The organism is Vibrio sp. R-1 (assembly GCF_035615595.1).
In the GTDB taxonomy this organism is placed as follows: Bacteria; Pseudomonadota; Gammaproteobacteria; order Enterobacterales; family Vibrionaceae; genus Vibrio; species Vibrio cholerae.
On sequence record NZ_WPDC01000289.1, the window covers coordinates 1 to 550 of the forward strand.

Below are 550 nucleotides of genomic sequence, written 5' to 3' on the forward strand. Positions count from 1 at the left end.
TTTTTTTCGGTGTACTCAAACACAGCTTTTCGCCAATCAATTAGATATGGCAGACAACCAAGAAGGGTTAAATCCGAGCTATTATTTAAGTCTGCCAGCAGATCAGATAAAGGGTAATGGGCTGAATCCCTATGATGCAGAACTCTATCAATAGTTTCTTGCGATTGTTTGCTCAGTTTTTCTAACCAGATATGCCACTCAGGTTCATGTTTCCAGTAATTCGCAGCAGTATGTATAAGCTCGGCAACAGGCTCACCGAAAGAACTGCAAGGACCTAATTTTCTAGCTTCTAAGGGTTTAAGATTTACGTCCATAAGTACGTCAAACATATACCGTTGCATGATACAAAAACCTAGTCCTATCAGGTATTCGCCTTTATCACATAAGCAACCAACTTCCCATACATCTGCTTTGGAAATCTCATAGTTGAGCTTAGAAAGTGAAGCGTCTATAGGCTTTAATACTTCTGAGACGTAAGAAAACTCTGCGTCTGCAAACTCTACCTCATTTTCGTTTCTAGAAACTATAAACATGGATGAACCTTAAAATG

The 550-nt window shown here is 39.1% G+C and carries 1 protein-coding gene; it reads right to left on the bottom strand.

Translation table 11 applies throughout. The features are described 5' to 3' along the window. The coding region (locus GOU96_RS18170) for a hypothetical protein (protein WP_324702115.1) at positions 1–533 on the bottom strand (533 nt) is incomplete at its 3' end. Positions 534–550: the final 17 nt, after the last annotated feature.